The sequence below is a fragment of the Streptomyces sp. CA-288835 genome (assembly GCF_050936385.1).
Classification (GTDB): Bacteria; Actinomycetota; Actinomycetes; order Streptomycetales; family Streptomycetaceae; genus Streptomyces.
In genome coordinates this window covers 4725782-4744524 of record NZ_JBNJMW010000001.1, presented here as the reverse complement: position 1 = coordinate 4744524, position 18743 = coordinate 4725782, and the positions used below count along the sequence as shown (strand labels likewise).

Sequence of the window (18743 nt, the reverse complement as noted above, 5' to 3'; positions counted from 1 at the left end):
GATGAGAGTGGTGGAGAAGCGCCTTGCGCGGGGACTGCGGGTGCTGCGCGAGGACCTGTGGACCGGGAAGGCGGACCCGTTGCCGCCCTCGGTGTGGTTGCGCTGGCTGCCGCACGGTCTGGTGATCCTGGTCGCGATCGGCAGCGCCATCGCCAACGCGGACCAGTTCGGCGACGGCTACAACCTGGGGACCGAGTACGGCCTGGTGTGCGCGCTGGCTCAGGGCGCCGCCGTGGGGTTGGCGCTGCGGTGGCCGGTCCCGGCGTGGCAGCTGTCGATGGTGGCCACGGTCGTGGTGGCCATGGGAGCACGGTCTCAACTGAACCAGCTGGACTTCACTCCTCCCTGGCCGTGGGGCCCGCCCGGTCTGGTCGCGCACGCGATGGTGCTGTTCCTGTTGGCGCTGCGGGTACCCACCCGCGTCTCCGCCGAGGTGTTCGCCCTGACCGCGCTGGTCACGTGGGTGGTGCAGGGCCTCATCGGTGCCGCGAACTACTCGTCTACGGGCACACTGGCCGTGGCCCTGTTCGCCGGCGTCATCCTCCTCGGCAGCGCCCAGCGCGGTCGCCGCGAAGCCCGTACCCAACTCGTCGAGCAGGCCGGTATCACCGCCGAGGAGCGCGCCCGCCGTACGGTTCTCGAGGAGCGCAACCGCATAGCGCGCGAGCTGCACGACGTGGTCGCGCACCACATGTCGGTGATCTCCATCCAGGCCCAGGTCGCCCCTCACCTGGTCAAGGACCCTTCCGACGAGCTCAGGGAGAACCTCGACGGCATCCGGCAGAACGCACTGGAGGCGCTCACGGAACTGCGCCGTGTCCTGGGCGTACTGCGCTCGGAGAACCCCGAGGACCCGTACGGGATCGGCGCTCCTGGTACCGGAGCCGCCCCCGACGCGCCACAACCCACCCTCGACCGCCTCGACATGCTCGTCGAGAACACCCGCGCCGCCGGTATGAAGGTGAACACCGAGATCAGCGGCGAGGTGCTTCCGTTGCCGCCGGGTGTGGAACTGTCCGCGTACCGGATCATCCAGGAGTCGCTGAGCAACGCGCTGCGGCACGCGCCTGGTTCGGAGGTGCGCGTGGAGCTCACGCACTTCCCGCGTGGCCTGAAGATCCGGGTCGCCAACTCCGCGCCCCGGCGCCCCGCCCCGCCGTCGCCGGGTGCGGGACATGGTCTGCTTGGAATGCGGGAGCGCGCGGCGATGCTCGGTGGCACCCTCATGGCGACGGAGACGTCCGACGGCGGCTTCACGGTGGAGGCCTTCCTGCCCCGCGCCGGAACCGCCGCCATCGACGCCTCCGCTCACGACGCCACTAGCCCAGCCTTCACCACCCCCGACAACTCCACAGACTCCCCAGGAGAACGATCATGACGAGCGGCGCCATCCGCGTACTCATCGCCGACGACCAGCAGATGGTCCGGCAGGGCTTCTCGGTGCTGCTCAACACCCAGCCCGACATCGATGTGATCGGCCAGGCGGTCGACGGCCTCGACGCGGTCGCCCAGGTCGCCGAACTCGCCCCGGACGTCGTCCTGATGGACATCCGCATGCCGGAACTCGGCGGCATCGAGGCCACTCGCCGCATCGTCGACAAGACACCGCAGATCAAGGTGCTGGTGCTGACCACGTTCGATCTCGACGAGTACGTGTATGACGCGCTGCGCGCGGGTGCCTCCGGGTTTCTGCTGAAGGACGCGTCCGCCGACAAGCTGGCGGAGGCGGTCAGGGTGGTCGCCGCGGGGGACGCACTGCTCGCGCCCGGGATCACGAGGCGGCTGATCGCCCGGTTCTCCCAGCTCGACGGGGCTCCCCGCGCCCCGCTCAAGGAGCGCGTCGGTGAGCTGACCGAGCGCGAGACGGAGGTCCTCGCCCTGATCGCGCAGGGTCTGTCGAACGCCGAGATCGCCGAGCGGCTGGTGGTTGCCGAGCAGACGGTGAAGACCCATGTGGGCCGGATCTTGGTGAAGTTGGGGCTGCGGGACCGGACCCAGGCGGCGGTGTTCGCGTACGAGTCGGGTCTGGTACGGCCCGCCGGGTACTGAACCGCTGATTCCGCCGGTCCCCCGGGCTACCCGTAGTACCTGAGAGGGATTCCGGTGGACCATTCTCACTGGTGACGACCGCGAGCCGCCCGCCGCTTACTGTTTTCAACGTGACCGAGACGACCCAGACGCAGACGACACCCCCACGGGGCGGAGCCAAGTCGCGCACTCCTGAGTACCGGCTGGCCGTGGAGGCCCTGCGCGGGATGCGGCAGGAGCTGTTCCACGACGCGTTCGCCTACCGCCCGCTGCCGCGCATGAGCGTGGACGGCCCGATCACCCGGCGGCTGCCCGGGCGCCTGCGGGTGTACGCGGGGTGGACCCCGCACGCCGTGGTGCTGGCGGGCGGCTTGCTGGCGACGGCCATAGCCGGGACCGCGAGCGACGGCGACGAGGCCACCGCGATGATCGCGGCCCTCCTCGCCCTGGTCCCGGTCCTGCTGACGCTGGTCCGGCCCATCGCCTCCTTCTGGGCGTCGATCGCGGCGACCCCGTTCGCTGCGGTGTTCAGCGGCGGCGTTTTTGCGGGCTGGCCGTGGCCGCCCGGTGCTTTTGCCGCGCACCTGGTGGTGCTCACGGTCGTGGCGCTCCGGACGCGTCCCCGCACGGCCGCGTGGATGTGGGCCCTGACGGCTTGCTACGGAATCCTCGCGGAGCTCGCCGCCGGCTCGGACTACAACTCCTCGACCACCGGCCCGATGCTGTTCGTCTCCGCACTGGCCCTCCTGGTCGTCGCCGTCGTCCACATACGCCGTACGGCAGAGCGGCAGGTGATCGCCCAGCAGACGGTGACCGAGCACGAGCGTTCCAAGCGGACCCTGCTCGAGGAGCGCACGACCATCGCCCGCGAGCTGCACGATGTCGTCGCCCACCACATGTCGGTGGTCGCGATCCAGGCAGAGGCCGCGCCCTACCGGGTGGAGAACCCGCCGCCGGAGCTGGAGCACGCGTTCGCGGTCATACGGGAGAACGCGGTGATCGCCCTCTCCGAACTGCGCCGAGTCCTAGGTGTCGTCCGCGCGGAGGACTACGAGGCCCCCGACGCCCCGCAGCCGACCCTCGCCGACCTGGACGGGCTGCTGACCAATGTGCGCAACGCCGGCCTGACCGTAGAGAAGGTGATCACCGGAGCCGTCCGTGAACTCCCGCAGGGCATAGAGCTGTCCGCGTACCGAATAGTCCAGGAGGCACTGAGCAACGCACTGCGGCATGCGCCGGGCGCCTCGGCCCGCGTGGAGATCGGCTACGTGCTGGGCGGCCTCGGTCTGCGGATCGTCAACGGTCCGGCGACCGAGCTGGTCAAGCCCTCGCCCGGTGCCGGGCACGGGCTCACGGGGATGCGGGAGCGGGTGACGATGCTGAACGGCGAGATGACGGCTGCGACGACGGACGACGGGGGGTACGAGGTGACGGTGTTCCTGCCGGTGCCCGTATCCGACACGGAGGCCTCGAGGGACTCGGGAGACTCCGCATGACCATCCGGGTGCTGATCGCCGACGACCAGATGATGGTCCGCGAAGGGTTCTCCGTGCTGCTCGGCGCGATGCCGGACATCGAGGTCGTCGGCGAGGCGGTCAACGGCCGGGACGCGGTGGACCGGGTACGGGAGCTCGCTCCCGACGTGGTCCTGATGGACATCCGTATGCCCGAGCTCAACGGCATCGAGGCGACCCGGGAGATAGTCGCCGCGGACGGCGGGGCCAAGGTGCTGGTGCTGACCACGTTCGACCTCGACGAGTACGTGTACCAGGCGCTCCGCGCCGGAGCGTCGGGCTTCCTCCTGAAGGATGCCTCCGCACGCCAACTCGCGGACGGTGTAAGGGTGGTGGCGGCCGGCGAGGCCCTGCTCGCGCCGTCCGTCACCAGACGGCTGATCACGGAGTTCTCGAAGCTGGCGGAGGCGCCGAGCCTGTCGGCCACGGCGCGGGCGGCGGCGTACGGCGATCTGACCGAGCGGGAGACGGAGGTGCTGGTGCTCATCGCGCAGGGCCTGTCCAACGGCGAGATAGCCGGGCGTCTCGTGGTCGCCGAGTCGACGATCAAGACCCATGTGAGCCGGATCCTGGTGAAGCTGGGCCTGCGGGACCGGACCCAGGCGGCGGTGTTCGCATACGAGGCGAGGCTGGTCACGCCGGGGTGAGGTGTCGCCGTGGGGTGAGGGGCAGGCCGGGATGAGGGGTCACGCCGGGTAAGCGTGCGTGCCGCTCAGAGGTGGGCGTGCCGTTCCGCAGAGGGGGCGGCTCTGGCGGCTGCGGGCGACGCAGGTTAGCGTCCCGACATGGCAGACCTTTCCGACTCCTCCGACTCCTCCGACTCCTCCGACTCCGACCGTGCGCTTGACGCGTTCGACCCCTGGGATCCCGGGTTCGTCGACGATCCCTACCCCGCGTATGCCGAGCTGCGTGCCCGCGGGCGGGTGCACTACTTCGAGCCCACGAACCAGTGGCTGGTGCCGCGGCATGCGGATGTGTCGGCGTTGCTGAGGGACCGGCGGCTGGGGCGGACGTATCAGCACCGGTTCACGCATGAGGACTTCGGGCGGACGGCGCCGCCGGCCGAGCATGAGCCGTTTCACGTGCTCAACGATCACGGCATGCTCGATCTGGAGCCGCCGGACCACACACGGATCCGGCGTCTGGTGTCGAAGGCGTTCACGCCGCGTACGGTCGAGGGGCTGCGCCCGTACGTCCACAAGCTGGCGAACGAGCTGGTCGCGGGCCTCGTCGCCGACGGCGGTGGCGATCTGCTGACGGCGGTCGCCGAGCCGCTGCCGGTTGCCGTGATCGCCGAGATGCTGGGGATCCCGGAGTCCGACCGGGCGCCGCTGCGGCCCTGGTCGGCGGACATCTGCGGGATGTACGAGCTGAACCCGTCTGAGGAGACGGCGGCGAAGGCGGTGCGGGCGTCGGTCGAATTCACCGAGTATCTGCGGGAGTTGATCGCGATACGGCGCAAAGAGCCGGGGGACGATCTGATCTCGGGCCTGATCGTGGCGTACGAGGAGGGCGATCGGCTGACCGAGCAGGAGATGATCTCGACCTGCGTCCTGCTGCTCAACGCGGGGCATGAGGCGACGGTGAACGCCACGGTCAACGGTTGGTGGGCGCTGTTCCGCAACCCCGACCAGCTGGCGGCGCTGCGCGCGGACCGCGGGCTGTTGTCCACAGCTGTGGAGGAGCTGATGCGGTACGACACCCCGCTTCAGCTCTTCGAGCGGTGGGTGCTGGATGAGATCGAGATCGACGGCACGGTGATTCCGCGGGGCAGCGAGGTGGCGATGCTCTTCGGCTCCGCCAACCACGATCCGGCGGTCTTCGACCGGCCCGAGCGGCTCGATCTCGCCCGGGCGGAGAACCCGCACATCTCCTTCAGTGCGGGCATCCACTACTGCATCGGCGCACCCCTCGCCCGTATCGAACTGGCCGCGTCCATGGGCGCGTTGCTCGACCGAGCCCCGACACTCCGGCTGGCCGCCGAGCCGGAGCGCAAGCCGAACTTCGTGATCCGAGGGCTGAGGGAACTGCTCGTGGAGCTCTGACGGTTTCCGCCCCGCCGCCCCTACCCGTCCCATCCCCGGGGCGTTGCCCCGAACCCCACCAGGGGCTCCGCCCCTGGACCCCGCTGGGGCTGCCGCCCCAGACCCCGCATCGGCCTGAACGGCCTCGTCCTCAAACGCCGGACGGGCTGAAAAATCAGCCCCTTGGGGGCACCTCCCAGCGGTAGCTGGGGGAGATTGAGGAGCGGGGGTCCGGGGGCTGGCCCCCGAACGGGGTCCGGGGCGGAGCCCCGCGGGGGTTCAGGGGCGCAGCCCCGAGGGGTCTGGGGGCGCAGCCCCCAGCGGGGTCCAGGGGCGGAGCCCCTTGGTATGGGACGGGTAGGGGCGGCGGGGGCGAAACCACCCCGCCTCATCCCACCGTCACGTGGACATGTCCCGTCGCCGCAGCGCCGCCAGACCCCCCGCGACCAGCGCGACCGCGATCGCCATGAGGACCAGGACCGGTGTCCAGGTCATCTCCCCGCCCGGCAGCTTCGGCAGGTGCCCGAACGGCGACACGTCCAGCACAGCCGGAGGAAGATCGAGTGCCGGGCCGATCCAGCCGATGAGGAGGACCGCGCCGGCGACCGCCCAAGCCGCCACAGCCGCCCGCGCCGAAACGCCGTGCAGCAGAACGGCGAGGCCGCCGATGGCCCAGATCGCGGGGAGTTGGACCACGCAGGCGCCCAGGATGGGGCCGAGTTCCTTGCCGTAACCGACGGCGAAGCCGAGGCCGCTCAGCAGCATGATCAGGACGGCTCCGCCGAAGGCGATCAGCAGGTGGCCGGAGGCCCACCGCAGCCGGCCGACCGCGTTCGCCAGGACCGGTTCGGCCCGCTGCGAGGTCTCCTCGCCGTGCAGCCGCAGCACCGACGCCACGATATAGAGGGCGGCGATCAGCCCCATGATGCCGATCATCGAGGCGAGGAACGCGTCGGTCAGACCGGACTGCCCGCCCATCCGCTGGAAGACCTCGCGCGCGTTGGCGTTGTCGCCGACCAGGTCCGCCGCGCCTTCCGTCATCGCGCCGTAGACGACCCCGGCGAGAAAGAAGCCGATGCTCCAGCCGAGCACACTGCCGCGCTGAAGCCGCCACGCCAGAGCGCCGGCCGTCGCGAGCCTGCCCTCCGCCGGCCCCGGCCGCGTCGGCAGGAAGCTCATCCCGACGTCACGCCGCCCGGCCAGCTCGTACGCGATCGCGCCCTGGATCACGGCAGCCCCGGCGAACAGCAGCAGCACCCACCACCGCTCCTCCGCGAACGGACGCAGGTTCTCCAGCCAGCCGCTCGGCGAGAGCCAGGTGAGCACCGAGGAACCGTCGTCCGCCGCCGAGTCGCCCGCCGCACGCAGCACGAACGCCGCGCCCAGCACCGCCGAGGTCAGCCCCCGCGCCAGCCGCGCGCTCTCCGTCAGCTGGACGACGATCGCGGCCATCGTGGCGAACACCATCCCGACCCCGGCGATCCCGAGCCCGAACGCCAGCGCCCCGACGCCCCCATGGCCCGCGAGCCCGCCCGCGACGATCAGGGCGAGTACGCCGTTGGCGACCGCCGCCGCCAGCAAGGCCGCCGTCAGCGGGGCGCGCCGCCCCACCATCGCCGACGAGATGAGTTCCTGGCGCCCGCTCTCCTCCTCGTCCCGGGTGTGCCGTACGACGATGAGCAGGCTCATGACCGCCGCGAGCACCCCGGCGAAGACGCCGACGCGCCAGGCGGTGAGCCCGCCGAGCGAGTCGTCGAAGATCGGCCCGATCATGGCGCGCAGCGAGGTGTTCGTCTCCATCTGCCGGACCAGATCGGCCCGTTCGGCCGCCGTGCCGTACAGCCCCTCGAGGCTGCTCGGCATGGACAGCACCATGAGCGCGTTCACAGCGATCCATACGGGGATCATGACCCGGTCGCGCCGCAACGCGAACCTCAACAGCGTTCCCGTACCGGCCAGTTGGCGCCCTCCGCCGACCCGCGGAGCGAACTTGGTGGCCGTGGTCATGGCAGTCATCGCGCCATCGCCTCGCTGTCACTGCTCTCGGCGCGTACGTCCTCCTGGTAGTGCCGCAGGAACAGCTCCTCCAGAGTCGGCGGCGTCGAGGTCAGCGACCGTACGCCCGAGTCGGTGAGCGAACGCAGCACCGCGTCCAGCTTGTCGCTCTCGACCTGCAGCCTCACTCGCCTGCCCTGGATGTCCAGGTCATGGACGCCGGGCAGCCGTCCCAACCCGTTGGGTTCACCGGCCAGTTCGGCGGTGACGCTCGTACGGGTCAGATGGCGCAGTTCGGCGAGTGAGCCGCTCTCCACGGTGACGCCCTTGCGGATGATGCTGACGCGGTCGCAGAGTTCCTCGACTTCGCTGAGGATGTGCGAGGACAGCAGGATCGTGCGGCCCCGGTCCCGCTCCTCCTCCACGCACCGCTGGAAGACCTCTTCCATCAGCGGGTCGAGTCCGGAGGTCGGCTCGTCCAGGATCAGCAGGTCGACGTCCGAGGCGAAGGCGGCGACGAGGGCGACCTTCTGGCGGTTGCCCTTGGAGTACGTGCGCCCCTTCTTCGTCGGGTCGAGCTCGAACCGCTCGATCAGGTCCGCCCGCCGCGCCTTGTCGAGCCCTCCGCGCAACCGCCCGTAGAGGTCGATGACCTCGCCGCCGGACAGGTTGCGCCACAGGGTCACGTCACCGGGGACGTATGCGACCCGGCGGTGCAGTTCCACCGCGTCGGTCCAGGGGTCCCGGCCGAGGAGCTGGGCGGCGCCGGCGTCGGCGCGCAGCAGGCCCAGCAGGACGCGGATGGTGGTGGACTTCCCGGCGCCGTTGGGGCCGAGGAAGCCGTGGACTTCGCCGGTCTCGACGTCGAGGTCGAGGCCGTCCAGCGCGTGAGTCTTGCCGAACGACTTGTGCAGTCCGGAGACAGTGATTGCCTTCGTCATGATTTTGAACCTACGCTAGTTTCACAAATTTGTGAAGTTAAGGAAGCGTTAAAACGCGTGACTAGAATCGGCCATAGCGTGCTGAACAGCGCTGAGCAGGGGAGAGGATCGACACATGATCGAACCGAGTGAGGCGGGGCGGGACCCGGAGGCGGTCTCGAAGTTCGTCGAGAGCTTCGCGGCGCAGCTGGTCGAGGCGGGGATGCAGCGGATGGCGGCCCGGGTGTTCGCGGCGCTGCTCGCCTCCGACTCCGGGGCGATGACCTCCGCCGAACTCGGTGAACAGCTCCAGATCAGCCCCGCCGCCGTCTCCGGAGCGGTGCGCTATCTCGCCCAGCAGCACATGGTCTCGCGCGAGCGCGAACCCGGCTCCCGGCGCGAGCGCTACCGCGTGCACAGCAACCAGTGGTACGAGGCGGTGAGCAACCGGGACGCGGTGCTCAAGCGGTGGGAGTACACCCTGCGGGAGGGCGTCGACGGCCTCGGCCCCGAAACCCCAGCCGGCCGCCGCATCGCCGAGACCCTGGCGTTCTTCGAGTTCATGGAGGGCGAGCTCATACAGATGATGGACCGCTGGCGGGTGTACAGGGAGGAGCGCTTCGGGGCCGGCTGACCACGGGGACGCTGCCGCTCCCGCCACGGGGTGACCGCGCCGACCGCGCCACAGGCAGACCGCTGGACCCGCACCGCTCACCCCACCGGCAACGTCAGCCCCCAAGCCCCCTCCCGCACCGTCCACGTCCGCGTCCGTACCGGCCCCGACACCAGCGCGTCCGCCCTGTACCGGAAGTGCGCGCCCGACACGGTGACCGTGCTGCCCCGGGCCATGAGCGGTGAGGCCTCCGCGCCCACCGACACCGGGCGGACCTCGACCTCGGCCACGCCCGCGTCCCCCGGCGCCACCGACACCCCCTCCACCGGCTGGTCCAGATCCACCAGCGTCACCCCGTCGACCTCGACCCGCAGCCGAGACGGCCCTGACCCGCCGTTCGCGGAAGCGGTACGGGACGGACGTACGGGCACCAGCGTGCGGACGAGGGACTGGCAGGTACGCAGCCAGGGGTGACCGGTGGAAGCTCCCGGCTCGGCGTCCGACTCGCTCTCCGCGTCCTCCTCGTCCGTCCCCGTAGTCCCCATCCCCGCCCCCGGCCGCGCGGCGAGCGGCGGGATCCGCAGTGCGCCCAGCACCACCCCGTCGCTGTCGTCGACGAGCAGGTCCAGCCGCCGCTCGACCCCGTCCAGCACTGCCCGGGCTCCCGCCACGGCACCCGTGGGCACCCCCAGGGACCGTACGAGCGAGATCGCACCGCCCACCGGGACGACCGACAGCGCACATCCAGCCAGCTCCCGCTGGCGGTGCAAAACGGACACCGCACGCAGCAGGGCACGGTCGTCCCCCACCACAACGGGCCGCCGGGACCCTCGCCGACGTAGTGCCCTGGCGAATTCCTCGGGCCCGTCGGGGAGGCATACTTTCGTGGTCGCACCCGCGCTGAGCACGTCTTTTGCGATCCGTACCGCCTCACCGTCATCGCGACGGGCGACCGGGTCGATGACCACCAGGAGCTGGTCGGAAGCAGCCACCTCGGTCATGCCTCGCTTCCTCGGGTAGCATCTTTGTGCAAGAGCCCCTTGCGCTATTGCGCCAGGGGCTTCGTCTATTCCGGGGCATCCGGTCCGACGGGTGCGGCCAACGAAGGTCGCCGGTGTACGCGGTACAAGCCGTGCAGCGTACGCCCCTGATGTTGGACATGCCCCACCCGGAAGGGGTGTACGCCTGTGCCCGCACTTGTGCTGCTCGGTGCTCAGTGGGGTGACGAAGGCAAGGGAAAGGCCACCGACCTGCTCGGTGGATCCGTGGACTATGTGGTGCGCTACCAGGGCGGCAACAACGCCGGCCACACGGTGGTCGTGGGCGATCAGAAGTACGCCCTGCATCTCCTCCCTTCCGGAATCCTCTCGCCCGGATGCACGCCGGTCATCGGTAACGGTGTCGTCGTCGACCCGTCGGTCCTGCTCTCCGAGCTGAGCGGTCTGAACGAGCGCGGCGTCGACACGTCCAAGCTGCTGATCAGCGGAAACGCTCACATCATCACGCCGTACAACGTCACCGTCGACAAGGTGACGGAACGCTTCCTCGGGAAGCGGAAGATCGGCACGACGGGGCGCGGTATCGGCCCCACCTACGCCGACAAGATCAACCGTGTGGGCATCCGGGTCCAGGACCTGTACGACGAGTCGATCCTGACGCAGAAGGTCGAGGCGGCCCTCGACGTCAAGAACCAGATCCTCACCAAGCTCTACAACCGCCGCGCGATCGCCGTCGGCCAGGTCGTGGACGAACTGCTGGGCTACGCCGCGCAGATCGAGCAGTACGTCGCCGACACGGTCCTGGTCCTCAACCAGGCACTGGAGGCCGACAAGGTGGTCCTCTTCGAGGGCGGCCAGGGCACGCTGCTGGACATCGACCACGGCACGTATCCCTTCGTGACCTCGTCGAACCCGACCGCGGGCGGCGCCTGCACGGGCGCGGGCGTGGGCCCGACGAAGATCAGCCGGGTCATCGGCATCCTGAAGGCCTACACGACCCGGGTCGGCGCCGGCCCCTTCCCCACCGAACTCTTCGACGAGGACGGCGAGGCGCTGCGCCGCATCGGCGGCGAGCGCGGCGTGACGACGGGCCGCGACCGCCGCTGCGGCTGGTTCGACGCGGTCATCGCCCGCTACGCGACCCGCGTCAACGGCCTCACCGACTTCTTCCTCACCAAGCTCGACGTCCTCACCGGCTGGGAGCAGATCCCGGTCTGCGTGGCGTACGAGATCGACGGCAAGCGAGTCGAGGAACTCCCGTACTCCCAGACCGACTTCCACCACGCGAAGCCGGTCTACGAGCTGCTCCCCGGCTGGTCCGAGGACATCAGCAAGGCCAAGACGTTCGCGGATCTCCCGAAGAACGCGCAGGACTACGTCAAGGCGCTGGAGGAGATGTCGGGGGCCCCGATCTCGGCGATCGGCGTGGGCCCGGGGCGGGACGAGACGATCGAGATCAACTCGTTCATCTAGTACGGCATTTCATGCACGTGGTGAGGGGCGCCCGACCGGGCGCCCCTTTGCCGTGCCCGGACAGGCTGCGGCTCTGCGAGCCCGGGTACGCCGCATGGTCCACATGCTTCATCTTCGTTCACGGAACATACTGGACAAAAGGCCAGAAATTGACCGGATGGAATCCCCGAGGAGAGGTGCGTGCGATGCGCGTCGTGCTCAAGGCGACCCTGGACACCGAGAAGTCGAGCGAGGCCATCCGGCAGGGCAAGCTGCCGGAGCTGATCAAGGGGACCATGGAAAGGATCAAGCCGGAGGCTGCCTACTTCATGCCCGACGAAGGGCAGCGCTCCTGCGTGTTCGTCTTCGACATGCAGGACAGCTCGGACCTGCCGTCCCTCGCCGAGCCCTTCTTCCTCCAACTCGGCGCCAAGGTCGAAGTAAGCCCGGTCATGAACCTCGATGACCTGCAGAAAGGGCTGTCGCAGCTGGGGTGACCGTCAGCTGAAGACGATCATGGAGCCCTGGGCCAGGCTGCGCGTCGCCGCCGCGTGGAGGCCCAGCCAGACGTGGCGTTCGCGGGCGAAGGGGCTCGCGTCGAAGGGGGCGGGGGCGGCTGGTTCCTCAAGGGACGTGGGGGCCATGGGGGGTTCGGGCGGCAGGGGCGGGTTCGCGGGGTCGATGCCGATCGACGGGGCCACGAACTCCAGCTCGCGCAGCAGGGTCTGGGAGGAGCCCAAGGGGCCGCCGCCCGCGAGGAGTTCGTCGTTCGAGAGCGGGTGCGGGAAGTCGACGGGGACGTACGCGCCCGCGTGGTCGTAGTGCCAGACCAGGTGCGACTGCTGGGCGGTCCCCTCGAACATCTCCAGCAACTGCTCGTAGTCGCCGCCCAGTTCGTCCACCGGCGTCACGGCGAGCTGGCAGACCTGGAGCAGGTACGCGCGGCGCAGGAAATGCAGCGCGTCGTAGTCGAAGCCCGCGACGGGGGCCACGTCGCCGGAGAGTCCTGGCATGTACTGGTACACCGGCACCGGTGGGAGTCCGGCCTCGCTCAGGGCCTTGTCGTAGAGCGCCAGTTCCTCGGCGAAGGGGTTGTCGGGCGTGTGGCACAACACGTCGACGAGTGGGACCAGCCACAGGTCACAGGCCAACAGATGACTCCTCGGATAACTCGGATGGCACGGTGGTCAAAGCAGCGTAATGGGTGGCAAGCGCGGTCAGCCCTTGTCGTACAGATCCGTCTACCCACGCCCCACCGCCCCACATCCCCATGCGCCCCATGAGGTCTCATCCCGCCGCCAGCCGTTCGATGAGCGCGAGCGAGTGCGCGTTGTACGCGGTGACGATCTCGTGCGCCGCCTCGGCGTCGCGGCGTGCGAGGGCGTCCACGAGCGCGGTGTGCTCGGACCAGAGCCGGCCGCGCAGATCCACCGTGCGCAGGTACTGGACCGCGCACACCCAGGACTGGACGCGCAGCCGGTGCAGGAAGTCGGCGAGGTAGGGGTTGCCGAAGAGATTGCTGAGCTCGCGCCAGAAGCGCAGGTCGTAGCCGATCAGTATGTTCAGGTCACCGGCCGCGGCGGCCCGCTCGGCCTCCTCGCCGCGGCGGCGCACTCCGGCGAGGACGGCGGCTTGGCGCGGGTCGTCGGCGCGCGGGTCCAGGGCGGCGCGGGCGGCCCGGCTGATGTCGGACCTCTCGTCCAGGTACTGGTGGAACAGACCGTCCGTGACCAGGCTCCGGGCCTCGATCATGTCCCGGTAGTCGGCCGGCGAATACTCGTGTACGCGGAAACCGCGGTGCTGGTCCGCGTCCAGCAGGCCCTGCGCCGACAGATCGACCAGGGCCTCGCGGACGGGGGTCGCCGAGACGCCGTACTGCTCGGCGATCTCCTTCACCGTGAACTCCTGGCCCGGCTTCAGGCGCCCGGCCAGCACCTCGTCGCGCAGCGCGTCCGCGATCTGCTGTCGCAGCGTGCTGCGCGTCACGGCGCCGTTGCCGCCGGTGCCGGGCATGGTCCTGGTCCTCCCCGATCGATCGGTACTCGCGCATAGCTACGAGCACGTACGTCCATATCTACGAGCACGTCACCATACGCGTTCGACTCCGCGAGGAACGGGTTATTGACAGCATGCTGTCGAAATGACAGCATGCTTACATAAGCATCAAGCCAACCGAGGAGAAGCCATGGTCGCCACGACCGCCCGTAAGCCCGTCCACCTCGCCGTCTACGACACCTTCGCCGACTGGGAGACCGGGCACACGACCGCGTATCTCGCCCGCGCCGGGTACGAGATCCGGACCGTGGGACCCAGCCGCACACCGGTGACGAGCATCGGCGGCCTGCGGATCCAGCCGGACCTGGCCCTCGATGACGTACGCCCCGAGGACAGCTCCCTGCTGATCCTCACCGGCGCCGACCTCTGGGACACCAGCGACGACCTCGCGCCCTTCGCCCGCAAGGCGCGCGCCTTCCTCGACGCGGACGTCCCCGTCGCCGCCATCTGCGGAGCCACCGCAGGCCTGGCCCGCGAAGGGCTCCTCGACGACCGCGACCACACCAGCGCCATCTCCTTCTACCTGGCCGCCACCGGATACAAGGGCGGCGAGCGGTACGTAGACGCCGACGCCGTGACCGACGGAAAGCTGATCACCGCCGGGCCCACCGAACCCGTCGCCTTCGCCCGCGAGGTGTTCGGGCTGCTCGGGGTGTACGAGGGCGAGGTGCTGGACGCCTGGTACCGGCTGTTCCACGACTCGGACCCGGAGGCCTACGCCGTACTCGAGGCGGCCGGCGAGTGAGCCGCGAGCGTCAGGACCTGCTCAGCCGCAGCGCCCTCGGCGTGTTCCGGCTCAACGGTCAATTCCTTTCCGTGGCAGAGGAGTTGGCCCGGCCCGCCGGGCTGACCGCCGCCTGGTGGCAGGTACTCGGAGCCGTGGTGTCCGAACCCCTGCCCGTCTCCGGGATCGCCCGCGCGATGGGCATCACCCGCCAGAGCGTGCAACGGATCGCCGACCTGCTCGTCGAACGAGGTCTCGCCGAGTACGCACCCAACCCCGCCCACCGTCGCGCCAAGCTGCTCACCCCGACCGAGGACGGCCGGGCCGCCATGGCGAAGATCCAGCCCGGCCACGCGGCCCTCGCCGACCGCCTCGCGGACACCCTCGGAGACGACGGCTTCGCCGAGACCGTACACGTGTTGGAACGCCTGTCACAGGCGCTCGACCAGCTCTCGTCGCCTGCGTCGGCTGTTACGGACCTGTAGAGACCGCCCGGCGTTCTTACCCGTATGTCCGCACTATCCTCACTCTGTCGCACACGCAGGGGAGGGCGCCGGCCATGGAGAAGCTGGGACAGGGGGAGCCGTTGGGCTTCCCCCAGGCCGGAGGCGGGGGACGGATCGGCGCGTACCGGCTGCTGGCGCGGCTGGGGTCCGGCGGCATGGGGAACGTATATCTGGCGCGTTCCGACCGGGGCCGTACCGTCGCCGTGAAGCTGGTGCGGCAGGAGCTCGCCGAGCAGGAGGAGTTCCGGGCGCGGTTCCGGCAGGAGGTCCGGAACGCGCGGCGGGTCGGCGGGTACTGGACCGCCCCCGTGCTCGACGCGGACACGGAGGCCGCGATTCCGTGGGTGGCGACCGGCTATGTCGCCGGGCCCTCCCTGCAGACCGTCGTCGGACACGACCACGGCCCGCTGCCCGAGCGTTCCGTACGCATCCTCGCGGCCGGACTCGCCCACGCCCTCAAGGACATCCACGCCGCCGGGATCGTCCACCGCGACCTCAAGCCCTCGAACGTACTCGTCACGATCGACGGCCCCCGCGTCATCGACTTCGGCATCGCCCGCGCCCTGGAGACGGTGACCGACGGAGGACTGACGCGGACCGGCGCGCTCGTCGGCTCGCCCGGTTTCATGGCCCCCGAGCAGGTGCGCGGCGACCGCATCACACCGGCCTGCGACGTCTTCTGCCTGGGTTCCGTCCTCGCGTACGCGGCTACCGGCGAGCTTCCCTTCGGCACCTCCAACAGCGGGGTGCACGCCCTGATGTTCCGCATCGCGCAGGAGGAGCCGGACCTGGAGCCGCTGCCGGAGGGCCTCGCCGATCTCGTACGGCTCTGTCTGCGCAAGGACCCGGCCGCCCGCCCGAGCCTCGACGACATCCTGGAACGCACCGGCGCGGAGGACACCGTCGCCGACGGCCGCAGCCGCGACCCCTGGCTGCCGAGCATGCTGGTGGCCCAACTGGGGCGCCATGCTGTGCAGTTGCTGGAGACCGAGAATCCGGAGGGATCGGAGGACCCGGACAATTCCGAGCGTCCGGCGGAGGGGGCCGAGCGGGGCGAGAACGCCGAGAAGCCGGCGGGTCGGGCGGGTTCTGGAGGTTCAGCGGGTCCGGCGGGCTCCGCGAAGGCGGCGGCTGGAGGTTCGGCGGGCGCCGCGGGAGGGGCGTCGGGTCCGGCCGCCACGGACGCCCTCAAGCCCCACGCCCCCAGCCCCGCTCCCCACCCCGAAGCCTCCCCCGAACACGCCCCCGCCGCCGACGACTCCGCCCCGCCCCCGCCGGGCACACCGGGCGGCGCCCCGCTGGATCACCTGCCCACGACGGTCAACTCGGGCGGCACGCCTCCGCCGACCCCTCCGCTGGGTCCGGCCTACGGCTATCCGCAGCAGCACCCGCAGCCCGCCGGGTACGGCTACCCGCAGCAGCCCGGCACCTGGGGCGCGCCCGAGGGGTACGCGCCCGCGCCGGGCTCGACTCCCCCGTACGGGCCCGCGTACGGGCCGGGAGCCGGCGCCCCGCAGCAGCCACCCCAGCGAAGCGGCCGCTCCACCGCCTTCCTGCTCGTGGTGGCCCTGGTCGTCGCGCTCGCCGCGGGCGGCTCGGTCTACGCGCTGATGAGCGGCGGCGGGGACGGCAACGGCGCGGGCGGCGGCACCACGGCGACCCCGACGGCCAGCGCACCCACAACAGACCCGACCGGCCAGAACCAGGACCCGGACCCGACCGCCGAGCCGTCGAAGACCACGGAGGAGAGCCCGGTCGGCGGCGTCATCCCGACCAAGTACCTCGGCAGCTGGGTGGCGGTCTTCGGCACCGACCAGGGCAGCAACACCCGAAGGCTCACCATCCAGCAGGGCCAGGTCGGCGACATCGTGCTCTCGCTCACGGCGGAGGGCCCGGAGGGAGTACAGGGCGACGAAGGCGGCCGTACGTACCACTGCGTGTTCCAGGCGAGGCTCGAAGCGCCCCCGACCGCCGACGGCCCGCTCCGCATCGGCCCGTCCACGGTCACCGTCGGCGAACCGCCCAGCTCCTGCACTCCGGGCGAGGCCTCGGAGCTGACCATCCTCCCGGACGGCAGCCTGCGCCGCCTGACCGACGGGAGCGGCGCCGAGCTGACGTACAACAGGACGGAGTGAGGGCCGAGTTGAGGTCCACAGCTGTGAACTCGCTGAACTGGAGCTGAACTTCCGCTGTCGTGTCCCTTATGTCCCCACCCAGAGCCGTACCTTGATCCCGCAGGGTCAGGCTCGGGGGAGTGGCTCACGTGCAGGATTGGCTGAGCGCGGAGAACGTCATCGCGCTGACGACGGCGCTCGTCGGTGTCGTGGCGTCCGCCGTGATGGTCTGGTACGAGCGCCGGGTGCCGCGGCGGAAGCGGATCGGCTACCGCGTGCAGATGGACAACCCCATCGGGCACGACGTGCGTTCGGGACGGGCGAACGTACGGCTCGGGCTGTTCGACGAGGCATCGGACATGTCCGACGCGACGCTGGTGCTGCTGCGCATCGAGAACGACGGCTCGCAGAGCATCGCCGACAACGACTACACCGGGCGTGAACGGCACGGTCTCACCGCGGTGTTCAGCGACCGCGTGATCCGGGGTGTGTCGGTCACGCAGCCGGCCGGCACCGATCACCTGATGGACCACTTCACCCCAGCCGCGGGCTTCGGCTACCAGGACGGCGTCCTGCGCATCCCCCGAGTCCCGCTCAACCGCGGCGAGCACTTCAAGCTGCTCGTACTGCTGTCGGGCGGGGACGTCGGCTGCGGCATACGGCTCATAGGCGGCATCCGCGACGGCGAGGTGCATCCCAACAGTGCGATTCTTCCGGACGACAAACCGCCGCTGTTCAGCCGCGCGGCCCGGCTGATCACCGTGCTGCTCACGCTCTGCGTGATGACCCTGGCCACGATCATCGTCGCCCGGGACGACACCCCGCCGCCGATCGAATGCGAGACGGGCAAGCTGACGCTCACCGGGTCGACGGCATTCAAGCCCGTCCTCGAGGACCTGGAGGACGAGTACGAGGAGGACTGCGAGGGCGCCGACATCACCGTGGACGCGCGCGGCAGTACGGCCGGAGTCAACGAACTCGCCGCCCTGGGCGCCCAGTCGAAGGACTCGCCCGCCGTCATCGCCTTCTCCGACGGCCCCAAGACCCTCGACGACTCCGAACTGACCGCGAACCGGGTCGCGTTGTCCCTGTTCACCCTGGTCGTCAACGACGCCATCCGGCCGAGCGGGGGCCTGACCCTGGACGACATACGCCGTATCTACCGCGGCGAGGTCACCCGCTGGCGGCAGCTCGACAAACGGCTCCCCGACCTTCCCGTCGTCCTCGTCAGCCGGGACGCCGACTCCGGTACGCGGCAGATGTTCCAACGGGAGGTGCTGGACAGCTGGGAGCGGGTGCCCAGTACCTCGCTGGACTGCCGCAGCAAGGAGGACTCGTCCTACCCCGTCACGCGCTGCGAGCTCGACTCCACGCAGCAGGTGCTGGACAAGATCGCCGAGATCCCCGGCGCCATCGGCTACAGCGAACTGAGCCAAGCCACCGAGCGGCGCGGGCTGCACCGGCTCGCCATCGACGGTCACGAGTCCTCCGTCGAGGATCTGGAGCAGGGCGAGAACGCCTACCCGTACTACGGCCTCGAGTACGCCTACACCTACCGCCGCCCCTCCGCGAGCTCCCTCACCGACAGCTTCCTCGCCTATATGCGCGGGGGCACTGCCCAGAGCGTGATCCGCGGGCATGGGCATGTGCCGTGCGAGACGTTGACCGGGGCCGATCTGTGTGCCGAGAAGGCCAGGAGCGACGAGGCCGGCTGATCGGCCGGCAGGGGTCCCCGGGCGCCCTTGCCCCTGCCTGGCGCGTGCAGAACGATGGCAAGTCACGGCGTTCCCCCACCCCGTG

The 18743-nt window shown here is 70.3% G+C and carries 17 protein-coding genes; 12 read left to right on the top strand and 5 right to left on the bottom strand.

The genetic code is table 11. From position 1 onward, the window contains the following. Position 1: 1 nt before the first annotated feature. From ACQEVY_RS21265 to ACQEVY_RS21245, 5 genes are all read left to right on the top strand, one after another. A complete protein-coding gene (locus tag ACQEVY_RS21265) occupies positions 2-1378 on the top strand; it encodes a sensor histidine kinase (protein WP_432950821.1) in 1377 nt (458 codons plus the stop codon). Continuing rightward, positions 1375-2049, top strand: coding sequence for a response regulator (locus ACQEVY_RS21260; protein WP_432950819.1), 675 nt, complete (start codon positions 1375-1377; stop codon positions 2047-2049). The genes ACQEVY_RS21265 and ACQEVY_RS21260 overlap by 4 nt, the downstream gene beginning before the upstream one ends. Before the next feature lie 110 nt (positions 2050-2159). Beyond that, positions 2160-3524, top strand: a complete 1365-nt coding sequence (locus tag ACQEVY_RS21255; RefSeq protein ID WP_432950817.1) for a sensor histidine kinase — start codon at positions 2160-2162, stop codon at positions 3522-3524. Next, the gene (locus ACQEVY_RS21250; protein ID WP_328769955.1) at positions 3521-4189 is read left to right on the top strand and encodes a response regulator transcription factor; all 669 of its coding nucleotides are present in this window, start codon (positions 3521-3523) and stop codon (positions 4187-4189) included. The genes ACQEVY_RS21255 and ACQEVY_RS21250 overlap by 4 nt, the downstream gene beginning before the upstream one ends. Positions 4190-4327: 138 nt before the next feature. Next, the gene (locus ACQEVY_RS21245; RefSeq protein ID WP_432950814.1) at positions 4328-5587 is read left to right on the top strand and encodes a cytochrome P450; all 1260 of its coding nucleotides are present in this window, start codon (positions 4328-4330) and stop codon (positions 5585-5587) included. Between the two features lie 378 nt (positions 5588-5965). Here ACQEVY_RS21245 and ACQEVY_RS21240 read toward each other — a convergent pair whose 3' ends face one another. Both ACQEVY_RS21240 and ACQEVY_RS21235 read right to left on the bottom strand, forming a co-directional pair. Next, a complete protein-coding gene (locus ACQEVY_RS21240) occupies positions 5966-7582 on the bottom strand; it encodes an ABC transporter permease (protein ID WP_432950812.1) in 1617 nt (538 codons plus the stop codon). Further along, positions 7579-8502 carry an ABC transporter ATP-binding protein gene (locus tag ACQEVY_RS21235; RefSeq protein ID WP_432950810.1) on the bottom strand — a complete coding sequence of 308 codons (924 nt, stop codon included), beginning with the start codon at positions 8500-8502 and terminating at the stop codon, positions 7579-7581. Before ACQEVY_RS21235 ends, ACQEVY_RS21240 begins: the two co-directional genes overlap by 4 nt. Before the next feature lie 115 nt (positions 8503-8617). Here ACQEVY_RS21235 and ACQEVY_RS21230 point away from each other — a divergent pair, with 115 nt between their 5' ends. Further along, positions 8618-9115, top strand: coding sequence for a GbsR/MarR family transcriptional regulator (locus tag ACQEVY_RS21230; RefSeq protein WP_432950807.1), 498 nt, complete (start codon positions 8618-8620; stop codon positions 9113-9115). Between the two features lie 77 nt (positions 9116-9192). Here the strand turns inward: ACQEVY_RS21230 and ACQEVY_RS21225 are convergent, their stop codons facing one another. Continuing rightward, positions 9193-10095 (bottom strand): diacylglycerol kinase, encoded by a 903-nt coding sequence (locus ACQEVY_RS21225; RefSeq protein WP_432950805.1) that lies wholly within the window; start codon positions 10093-10095, stop codon positions 9193-9195. Between the two features lie 186 nt (positions 10096-10281). On the opposite strand from ACQEVY_RS21225, the gene ACQEVY_RS21220 reads away from it, so the two are divergent. Both ACQEVY_RS21220 and ACQEVY_RS21215 read left to right on the top strand, forming a co-directional pair. Further along, positions 10282-11565, top strand: coding sequence for an adenylosuccinate synthase (locus ACQEVY_RS21220; RefSeq protein WP_432950803.1), 1284 nt, complete (start codon positions 10282-10284; stop codon positions 11563-11565). Between the two features lie 185 nt (positions 11566-11750). Then, a complete protein-coding gene (locus ACQEVY_RS21215; protein ID WP_432950801.1) occupies positions 11751-12041 on the top strand; it encodes a DUF3303 family protein in 291 nt (96 codons plus the stop codon). 3 nt (positions 12042-12044) lie between these two features. On the opposite strand, the gene ACQEVY_RS21210 is transcribed toward ACQEVY_RS21215, so the two are convergent. Both ACQEVY_RS21210 and ACQEVY_RS21205 read right to left on the bottom strand, forming a co-directional pair. Continuing rightward, complete coding sequence (locus tag ACQEVY_RS21210) at positions 12045-12695, bottom strand: hypothetical protein (RefSeq protein ID WP_432950799.1); 651 nt, start codon at positions 12693-12695, stop codon at positions 12045-12047. A 136-nt stretch (positions 12696-12831) separates the two neighbouring features. Further along, positions 12832-13557, bottom strand: a complete 726-nt coding sequence (locus ACQEVY_RS21205) for a GntR family transcriptional regulator (RefSeq protein ID WP_432950797.1) — start codon at positions 13555-13557, stop codon at positions 12832-12834. A gap of 172 nt (positions 13558-13729) precedes the next feature. Between ACQEVY_RS21205 and ACQEVY_RS21200 the strand changes: the two genes are divergently transcribed. The 4 genes from ACQEVY_RS21200 to ACQEVY_RS21185 all read left to right on the top strand — a co-directional run bounded on the left by ACQEVY_RS21200 (position 13730) and on the right by ACQEVY_RS21185 (position 18658). Then, positions 13730-14344: a type 1 glutamine amidotransferase family protein gene (locus ACQEVY_RS21200; RefSeq protein ID WP_432950795.1), complete on the top strand. Its 615-nt coding sequence runs from the start codon at positions 13730-13732 to the stop codon at positions 14342-14344. Next, a complete protein-coding gene (locus ACQEVY_RS21195; RefSeq protein WP_432950793.1) occupies positions 14341-14808 on the top strand; it encodes a MarR family winged helix-turn-helix transcriptional regulator in 468 nt (155 codons plus the stop codon). Before ACQEVY_RS21200 ends, ACQEVY_RS21195 begins: the two co-directional genes overlap by 4 nt. 74 nt (positions 14809-14882) lie before the next feature. Next, positions 14883-16964, top strand: coding sequence for a serine/threonine-protein kinase (locus ACQEVY_RS21190; protein WP_432950791.1), 2082 nt, complete (start codon positions 14883-14885; stop codon positions 16962-16964). Positions 16965-17092: 128 nt separating this feature from the next. Beyond that, on the top strand, positions 17093-18658 hold the full coding sequence (locus tag ACQEVY_RS21185; protein ID WP_432950789.1) for a PstS family phosphate ABC transporter substrate-binding protein: 1566 nt from the start codon (positions 17093-17095) through the stop codon (positions 18656-18658). Positions 18659-18743: the final 85 nt, after the last annotated feature.

Coding starts and splice junctions, on each gene's coding strand:
- ACQEVY_RS21235 (WP_432950810.1), bottom strand. CDS start 8,502: ATGACGAAGGCAATCACTGTCTCCGGACTGCACAAGTCGTTCGGCAAG.
- ACQEVY_RS21245 (WP_432950814.1), top strand. CDS start 4,328: ATGGCAGACCTTTCCGACTCCTCCGACTCCTCCGACTCCTCCGACTCC.
- ACQEVY_RS21215 (WP_432950801.1), top strand. CDS start 11,751: ATGCGCGTCGTGCTCAAGGCGACCCTGGACACCGAGAAGTCGAGCGAG.
- ACQEVY_RS21260 (WP_432950819.1), top strand. CDS start 1,375: ATGACGAGCGGCGCCATCCGCGTACTCATCGCCGACGACCAGCAGATG.
- ACQEVY_RS21190 (WP_432950791.1), top strand. CDS start 14,883: ATGGAGAAGCTGGGACAGGGGGAGCCGTTGGGCTTCCCCCAGGCCGGA.
- ACQEVY_RS21265 (WP_432950821.1), top strand. CDS start 2: ATGAGAGTGGTGGAGAAGCGCCTTGCGCGGGGACTGCGGGTGCTGCGC.
- ACQEVY_RS21250 (WP_328769955.1), top strand. CDS start 3,521: ATGACCATCCGGGTGCTGATCGCCGACGACCAGATGATGGTCCGCGAA.
- ACQEVY_RS21240 (WP_432950812.1), bottom strand. CDS start 7,582: ATGACTGCCATGACCACGGCCACCAAGTTCGCTCCGCGGGTCGGCGGA.
- ACQEVY_RS21230 (WP_432950807.1), top strand. CDS start 8,618: ATGATCGAACCGAGTGAGGCGGGGCGGGACCCGGAGGCGGTCTCGAAG.
- ACQEVY_RS21225 (WP_432950805.1), bottom strand. CDS start 10,095: ATGACCGAGGTGGCTGCTTCCGACCAGCTCCTGGTGGTCATCGACCCG.
- ACQEVY_RS21200 (WP_432950795.1), top strand. CDS start 13,730: ATGGTCGCCACGACCGCCCGTAAGCCCGTCCACCTCGCCGTCTACGAC.
- ACQEVY_RS21205 (WP_432950797.1), bottom strand. CDS start 13,557: ATGCCCGGCACCGGCGGCAACGGCGCCGTGACGCGCAGCACGCTGCGA.